5 protein-coding genes and 1 pseudogene are annotated in these 7,886 nt (G+C 42.6%); 5 read left to right on the forward strand and 1 reads right to left on the reverse strand.

Annotated elements, in window-relative coordinates; all coding sequences use genetic code 11:
- Nucleotides 1-87: 87 nt before the first annotated feature.
- From TW77_RS21315 to drt5, 4 genes are all read left to right on the forward strand, one after another.
- Entirely contained in the window at nucleotides 88-2,898 is a 2,811-nt protein-coding gene (locus TW77_RS21315; protein WP_082079005.1) for a bifunctional aconitate hydratase 2/2-methylisocitrate dehydratase, read from the forward strand.
- Between the two features lie 345 nt (nucleotides 2,899-3,243).
- A complete protein-coding gene (locus TW77_RS21320) occupies nucleotides 3,244-3,837 on the forward strand; it encodes a hypothetical protein (protein WP_046006976.1) in 594 nt (197 codons plus the stop codon).
- Between the two features lie 108 nt (nucleotides 3,838-3,945).
- Nucleotides 3,946-4,377 carry a hypothetical protein gene (locus TW77_RS21325; RefSeq protein ID WP_046006977.1) on the forward strand — a complete coding sequence of 144 codons (432 nt, stop codon included), beginning with the start codon at nucleotides 3,946-3,948 and terminating at the stop codon, nucleotides 4,375-4,377.
- A gap of 42 nt (nucleotides 4,378-4,419) precedes the next feature.
- Nucleotides 4,420-5,895 (forward strand): antiviral reverse transcriptase Drt5, encoded by a 1,476-nt coding sequence (gene drt5, locus TW77_RS21330; protein ID WP_046006978.1) that lies wholly within the window; start codon nucleotides 4,420-4,422, stop codon nucleotides 5,893-5,895.
- Nucleotides 5,896-6,833: 938 nt separating this feature from the next.
- On the opposite strand, the pseudogene TW77_RS25830 reads toward drt5, so the two are convergent.
- Nucleotides 6,834-7,019 (reverse strand): annotated as a pseudogene (locus tag TW77_RS25830) (transposase); the annotation flags it as partial.
- Nucleotides 7,020-7,217: 198 nt separating this feature from the next.
- Between TW77_RS25830 and TW77_RS21335 the strand changes: the two are divergent.
- Nucleotides 7,218-7,583 carry a hypothetical protein gene (locus TW77_RS21335; RefSeq protein ID WP_046006979.1) on the forward strand — a complete coding sequence of 122 codons (366 nt, stop codon included), beginning with the start codon at nucleotides 7,218-7,220 and terminating at the stop codon, nucleotides 7,581-7,583.
- Nucleotides 7,584-7,886 lie beyond the last annotated feature (303 nt).

The following is a 7,886-nucleotide window of genomic DNA, read 5'->3' on the forward strand; positions in this document are numbered from 1 at the left end:
TTTTTCGTTAAAAGATTACGTGCAAGGGCAAAGTAGGGTAGAATGGGTCGGTTCTATCTACACGTATTACTGCCTGACGAGGTTTATATGAGTTTGTATAATGAGTACATGGAAGAAATCCAAACCCGTAAAACGGAACTTGGATTGAGTCCAAAACCAATCGATAGCGCTGACTTGCTATCTGAAATTATTGCCCAAATCAAAGACACAGGGCATGAGCACCGTGAAGATTCACTGAACTTCTTCATCTACAACACGCTTCCGGGCACAACCAGCGCTGCTGGTGTGAAAGCACAATTCCTAAAAGAAATTATCCTGGGCGAAGAGTCTGTAGCTGAAATCACGGCTGACTTTGCATTCGAACTGCTTTCGCACATGAAAGGCGGTCCTTCTATCGCGGTACTACTTGACCTTGCGCTGGGCAACGACGAAGCCATTGCTAAGCAAGCGGCCGACGTATTGAAAACCCAGGTTTTCCTGTACGATGAAGACACGTCACGCTTGGAAGAAGCATTCAAAGCGGGCAATGCCGTTGCAAAAGACATCTTAGAAAGCTACGCGAACGCGGAATTCTTTACTAAGCTGCCTGATATTGACGAAAAAATTGACGTTGTGACTTATATTGCCGGTGAAGGTGATATTTCAACTGACCTGCTTTCTCCGGGTAACCAGGCACACTCACGTGCCGACCGTGAACTACACGGTAAGTGCATGATCACGCCTGAAGCACAGCAAGAGATTGTTGAGCTACAGAAGAAGCACCCAAATGCAAAAGTGATGCTGATTGCTGAAAAAGGCACTATGGGTGTAGGTTCATCTCGTATGTCTGGTGTGAACAACGTGGCACTTTGGGCTGGTACCCAGGCAAGCCCTTATGTTCCTTTCATCAACATTGCACCGGTTGTAGCGGGTACTAATGGTATCGCACCTATCTTCCTGACAACCGTTGATGTAACCGGTGGTATTGGTCTTGACCTGAAAAACTGGGTGAAGAAAACCGACGAAAACGGCAAAGTGGTTACCGATGCAAATGGCGACCCGGTACTGGAAGAAGCATACTCTGTTGCGACTGGTACTCTGCTGACTATCGACACCAAAGCGAAGAAACTATACAACGGCGACAAAGAGCTGGTTGACGTATCATCTTCATTCACACCACAAAAAGTGGAGTTCATGAAGGCGGGTGGTTCTTACGCGGTGGTATTCGGTAAGAAACTACAGACGTTTGCAGCTGAAACTTTAGGTGTTGAAGCACCAGAAGTATATGCGCCTTCTAAAGAAGTATCGCATGAAGGCCAGGGCCTGACAGCGGTTGAGAAAATCTTTAACCGTAACGCAATCGGTGTTGCGTCTGAGACGCCGCTGCACGCAGGTTCAAACGTACGTGTTAAAGTAAATATTGTTGGTTCTCAGGACACCACAGGTCCAATGACGTCTCAGGAGCTGGAAGCTATGGCTGCTTCTACGATTTCTCCTTTGGTAGACGGCGCATATCAGTCAGGCTGTCACACAGCGTCTGTTTGGGATGCAAAAGCACAGGCAAACATTCCTAAGCTGATGGCGTTCATGAACAAGTTCGGTCTGATCACAGCACGTGATCCGAAAGGCATTTACCACTCAATGACCGACGTAATCCACAAAGTACTGAACGACATTACTGTGGATGACCGCGCAATCATCATCGGTGGTGACTCGCACACGCGTATGTCTAAAGGTGTCGCATTCGGTGCCGACTCAGGTACTGTGGCGCTGGCACTGGCTACGGGTGAATCTGCAATGCCAATTCCAGAGTCTGTGAAGGTAACCTTCAAAGGCGCAATGGCGAAGCACATGGACTTCCGTGATGTGGTACACGCTACTCAGGCACAAATGCTGAAGCAATTCGGCGGTGAAAACGTATTCCAGGGCCGTATCATCGAAGTACACATTGGTACGCTGATGGCTGACCAGGCGTTCACTTTCACTGACTGGACTGCAGAGATGAAAGCGAAAGCGTCAATCTGTATCTCTAACGACGAAACGCTGATCAAGTCTATCGAGCTGGCTAAGAGCCGCATCCAGATCATGATCAACAAGGGCATGGAAAACGAAGCGAAAACGCTTAAGGGTTTGATTGACCTGGCGGACGAGCGTATCGCGGGTATCAAGTCTGGTGAGCAACCAGCACTGGCACCAGATGACAACGCTAAGTACTACGCAGAAGTTGTGGTTAACCTGGACGAAATCGTTGAGCCAATGATTGCCGACCCGGATGTAAACAACGAAGACGTATCAAGACGTTACACACACGACGTGATCCGTCCTGTGTCTTTCTACGACGGTAAGCCAGTTGATCTGGGCTTTGTTGGTTCTTGTATGGTTCACAAAGGCGACATGCAGATCATCGCACAGATGCTACGCAACCTTGAGAAGCAAAACGGTTCAATCGAGTTCAAAGCACCACTGGTTGTTGCGCCACCAACATACAACATTGTTGATGAGCTAAAAGCAGAAGGCGACTGGGAAGTACTGGCTAAGTACGCAGGCTTTGAGTTTGACGATGAAAATCCGAAAACAGCGGCACGTACTAAGTACGAAAACATCCTGTACCTAGAGCGTCCTGGATGTAACCTGTGTATGGGTAACCAGGAAAAAGCAGAACCGGGTGACACTGTAATCGCAACTTCTACGCGCCTGTTCCAGGGCCGTGTTGTAGCGGATTCAGCCGAGAAGAAAGGTGAATCACTACTTGGCTCTACGCCGTTGGTAGTACTTGCCACTGTTCTGGGTCGTTTCCCAACTATGGACGAGTACCAAGCCGCTGTTGAAGGCATCGACCTGACTGCGTTCACCCCACTTGAAGAAGAACTGACAACTAAGTTCGGTTCAGAGCAAGCGGTACCTGTTAAAGTTCTTTAATCTTTACAGATTAAAAGACTAAAAAAAGCGCGTTTTTACGCGCTTTTTTATTGGGTGGAGATTGGGGGAAGCCGTTTCTAAGTATTGTTCGCTTGTACAGTTATAGGTGAGTGTGGTTGTTTATTGGGTTAAGTTTCTTGTTTTGTCCTTACTTTTGAGCCTCGCTATGATCACGGCTCGTTCTAACTGAGCTGATTTGGCTTGAGTAGCTAGTACAATAGTGGTAGGTTATTGTTATTGATATGAATAAATTAATTTAGATGTGGTTCTGTACGGTTTTAGGAACTGGGTTTAACTGGCATTCAGGCTGATGAGCTGTTAGCTGCATAGTCGAATAGGGAGTGTATGTTTAAGTTTAAAAAGGAAATTGGCTGGTCTGAAGTAATTGCTTTTTGGGCTCTTATTTTAAGTGGCTTGGCTTATAAAACGTCCTTAGATGCTAATAAACCATTTATCGTACATGGTAGTGGGTTAATTAAGTATGTCGAAATAAACGGAGAACAATGTTCATACGTACTATCTGTTCCTGTTACATTCCAAAATTCAGGAAAAGAAGCTGTAACCTTAAGACAGTTGCGTCTCGATGATAGTTTTCCGCTTATAAGCTTTGTAAATCATTCTGAAAAAGATTTAGAGGTAGAATTACCATATAAAGTATATATGTCAGATTCTTCAATAGGTTCGATTCCATTTGCTTGGCTAGAACAAGTGCAGAGATTACCTGAATTCGAAGCTTCTTATAAGCAAATTGGTGAATTAATTAGACCATCGGATAGCTTAAGCTTCTATTTGGTAATAGTAATAGATTCCAAGCCGGAGTTAGTAAACTATAAAGATCTATCAGCTTATCTTACTTTGAACGCTCGATTTAGTAATGACCAAGTTATTCCATTAAATGCTGCAGTTGAACTTGAAAGTATTGGTGCCAAATGCAGCTAACAAGTCGTTTGAAAGGACAAAAAACAGTTGGCTTTTGCTCCTTCATCGCTAACTTTAGCCAACAATTTATTGCCCTTAACGAGGCGTTAGCTATCCAAAGGAGAAATAGTGACAGGTTCAGATTGGTTAGGAGTTGCTGGCTTGATTGTTGGTATCGCTGGTTTAGCATATGCGGTTTATGAGAATCGCTCTAAAGCGAGGCTTTCTGATTATATTCGAGCCCAGAACTGGCATATTTATTCCAAAGCAAATAATGCAAATGGTTCAGTTCAGTTGGCACTACAAAAATATAAACAGGCAGAAAGCCAAACTGTTGATCTTGAAGCTTTTGAGTGGCTATCAAAGGCCGATGCATTCGGTCAAGATGTATTTAAAGATGTAATTCGGCAAATCCAATTTTCAGAGCCTAGCTTCACTGCGCAGGATGTAGAGCGTTGGGTAAAGGAAAAGCGTGTATCTGAAAAACATGCGCCCCTTTTCTATTCACTAACACCAGCTAACAAGTCACTCCAGCCGACAGCTAAAGCTGCGGCTGAGTGAAACGTTAGACGCAAATATTCATTTAAGCAGAGTCGCATAAAAATGAGTAATAAAGATAAAATATTAGAGTTTTATAATTCTGATTTTGAGGGAACGCTTTTTCCTCTAGAAACGTGTAAATTCATTATTGAAAATGCGTATGATGAACTTGAAGCTTATCTAAATAAAATCGCTGACCCTCGAGATAAAGAGCATTGCTTTTTACCTCAACAAGTTGTTTATGCCAGTAAAGCGAAACAGCACCTGAGAAGAACAAAAAAACTTGATCCTGTCGCAGAGTTTTATATGTACCAACTTGCATATAAGAATAGGGCTATTTTCAATCGTAAACAAAATGATGGAAGGTTAAGTTTTGGATATAAATTTAAAGATGGAAAACCTGTACCAATAAATGAATCTTTCCTGGATTTTAATGCGCGCTTAAATTCAGTTAAATCAAAGTATAAATATCATATTCAATTTGATATATCGTCTTACTTTAATTCTATTTACCATCATGATCTTATTAATTGGTTTGCTTCTTGTGGAGCACCCACTTCAGAGGTCGAGATGTTAGGACAGTTTATGAGGGAGATTAATGGTGGGTTTTCGATTGATTTCCTGCCTCATGGTATATACCCGTCTAAAATGTTAGGTAGTCACTTCTTGTCATATATAGATTACTCTATGTTAATAAAATCTGAAGAGATGTGCAGATTCATGGATGATTTTATTATTGCATCTGATTCAAAAGAAACTGTCACAAAAGACTTTCAAGCGATCCAGAAGCTATTAGGTCAAAAATCTCTAAATATAAATTCTCATAAGACTCAATTATATATCGATGCTAATGAAGGAATCGATGCACAAGTAGATGAAGTTATAAGTAACATCTTTGGTGAAATCACTATCTATCATGGCTCTGATGTAGGTTATGAAACCTTTGAACATATAATGAGGGAGCTAACACCAGAGGAAGTCACTAGTTTAATTCTATTATTAGATAAGATAAATATTTCTGATCGTGAGGCGAGTTTAGTGCTCGAAGCAATCAATTCTTACACAAATGAACTTCACAAATACCTCCCAATCTTTCTTCATCAACATCCGAATTTGATTAAAAAGGTTTATGCTTACAGTGAAAAATGTGCTGACAAAGAAGCTTTGGCAGAAGGGTTTTATGGTTTAATCTCACAAAATCACTTTCTGAACGAATATCAATTATTCTGGTTAGCTAAAATAGTTGAGACATACTTACTTGATACGAAGTTTGCATCGAAGTTACTTAGCGCATTGTACCAACATAATGATGCAACTATTATTTCTAAAGCAAAAATCCTTGAAATACCAGAGCATAGATATGGAATGCCAGAACTGCGTGAAACCCACCTTAAAAATGGTTCTAGTGGTTGGTTAGCATGGGCTTCAGCTGTGGGTATGAGAAACGATAACAAGCAGGCTAAAAACTACTTGATGGATTACTTTTCTAAAGTAAGTCCGATAAATAAGTTAATTGGTAGTTGTATAAAAAGTTTATAAAAGAAATTAAAGCAGAATTAAAAGGGAATTAAAGAAGACACCCATTCAAAACCAGCGATCAGTGAGGGAAAAAACACGGATATCCATTGTTATCAGTTCCTTTTCTGGCTTGTCATGTGTTAGAAGTTTTCGAATGGGTGTCCGAAATAACAGAGACACCCAGCCTTATTTGTTCTAGTTACGGGTCCGTTGAAAAGGAATAACACGGACATATATGGACGCTCCAGCGATGTCAAGCCGAGAAGGCCTGCGAGATAGCGAATTTTCGTTATCTCGTTCGTTATGTTACCCGTGTTGCCGTGCCTGATGTTTGGTCCAGTCCGCTATAAATGTGTTGCTCTGACATATATCCGGGCTTAACTGATTATTCAGCGCCCCAAATGAGTTCCGAGCCTGCACACCCTAAAATTAATACACCCACTCGGTCTGTAACGACCGAACAAATACACAGACACCCAGTGGCAGACAAGTTTTGGAACGCAAGCTACGCAGACACCCAACGCAACTTGTTCCTTTAGTGGATGCGCGGACTGTGAATACAAGCGCTACTGCAAATAAATAAGTGAAAACTTTCAGAAATCAGGCTTTACGGATGAGCACTTTCAGTTGCAACAGTAGTTATTTGGTATTTTGGGGCACAGATAAGCGCTGCCAGAGTAAGACAGTCACCACTTGAATTTAGGATAATGACAACTCTATCCTAAAGCTACGTAGACACCCAAAGTAGCTACGCAGACACCCAACGCAACTTGTTCCATTAATGGGTTCGTAGACTGTGAATACAAGCGCTACTGCAAACAGATAAGTGAAAACTTTCAGAAATCAGGCTTTACGGATGAGCACTTTCAGTTGCAACAGTAGTTATTTGGTATTTTGGGGCACAGATAAGCGCTGCCAGAGTAAGACAGTCACCACTTGAATTTAGGATAATGACAACTCTATCCTAATAAGCGTTCACAATTTGCCAGGTTAGGGCGCCGCTTTTTTTGCAGGTGCTCACAAAATTCAGTCAAGGCTTGCTGGCTGCCGACTGCGCCGTGGAATACTTTGGTGAATCGTGTGGTGAGTTTGAGCCAGTTTTCAGGCTCTATTTGCAATCTGGTGAGGATAGGGTGGGAGCAAAAGCACAGACACCCAGCGTTGTTTGTTCCTTTTATGGGCCCTTGAAGAATGACTGCGACTGCGAGAAAATACGTAGACACCCAGTGGCAGACAGGTTTTGGAGTGGGCGTCTGTCAACTCGTGCCCTAGTGCCCTAGAGGGCCAACAAAGGCCGAGCGTAAACAGTTTGCCCGTTTAAGAACTCATGTAGAGCAAGATTTATGATTGAAAAAATAATATTAGAAGTGCAACAACACCTTCCATTGAAAGTCTCTTTTAGCTCTTGGAACGGGGATGTGCTGACCATGAGTGGTGAAAATTGGAGTTTTCATACCTTGGGAGCGTGGCGGGTAATCTCAAATGGAGTGGTTGAATTTGCCTGTTGGGATGAAGGGGCTGAAGATAAGATACTAGAAACCCTAGATACCGAGGTTATAAGGGTGTCGGTGCAAGGACGGCAAATTGCAATAGACCCAGTCTTTGAGTTGTCCACAGGGAAAAAGCTTGAGATATTTACCTCTGAAACGATAGAACCTTGGGTGCTGTCTTTGCCAAATGGTAGAGACTTCTGTGGAGCGTCAACCTAAGTAAAGGAATAACACGGACACCCAATCAAAAAATCTAACTCCACCCAACCTAGTACAGCTCATTAGTAGAATTATGCAGCCTCAAGGTAGCCAACTGGAGTCATGTCTTCCAGAGTAATTGAAAGAGACACCCATTCAAAATCAATGCTCAGTGAGAATGGCTGACCAATTTTGGAGTGGGCGTCTGTCAACTCGCCAAAAGTACTTGTTCTCAGCAATTAACAGCGGCACTGTGAATAGTGTCAAAGCTAAGAATAACCAGTTTTTATTCTCTAAAAACGGGCCTAAATCGAGTAGTTTTGA

It is taken from the genome of Pseudoalteromonas rubra (genome assembly GCF_000967655.1).
In the GTDB taxonomy this organism is placed as follows: domain Bacteria; phylum Pseudomonadota; class Gammaproteobacteria; order Enterobacterales; family Alteromonadaceae; genus Pseudoalteromonas; species Pseudoalteromonas rubra_A.

Coding starts and splice junctions, on each gene's coding strand:
- TW77_RS21315 (WP_082079005.1), top strand. CDS start 88: ATGAGTTTGTATAATGAGTACATGGAAGAAATCCAAACCCGTAAAACG.
- TW77_RS21320 (WP_046006976.1), top strand. CDS start 3,244: ATGTTTAAGTTTAAAAAGGAAATTGGCTGGTCTGAAGTAATTGCTTTT.
- drt5 (WP_046006978.1), top strand. CDS start 4,420: ATGAGTAATAAAGATAAAATATTAGAGTTTTATAATTCTGATTTTGAG.
- TW77_RS21335 (WP_046006979.1), top strand. CDS start 7,218: ATGATTGAAAAAATAATATTAGAAGTGCAACAACACCTTCCATTGAAA.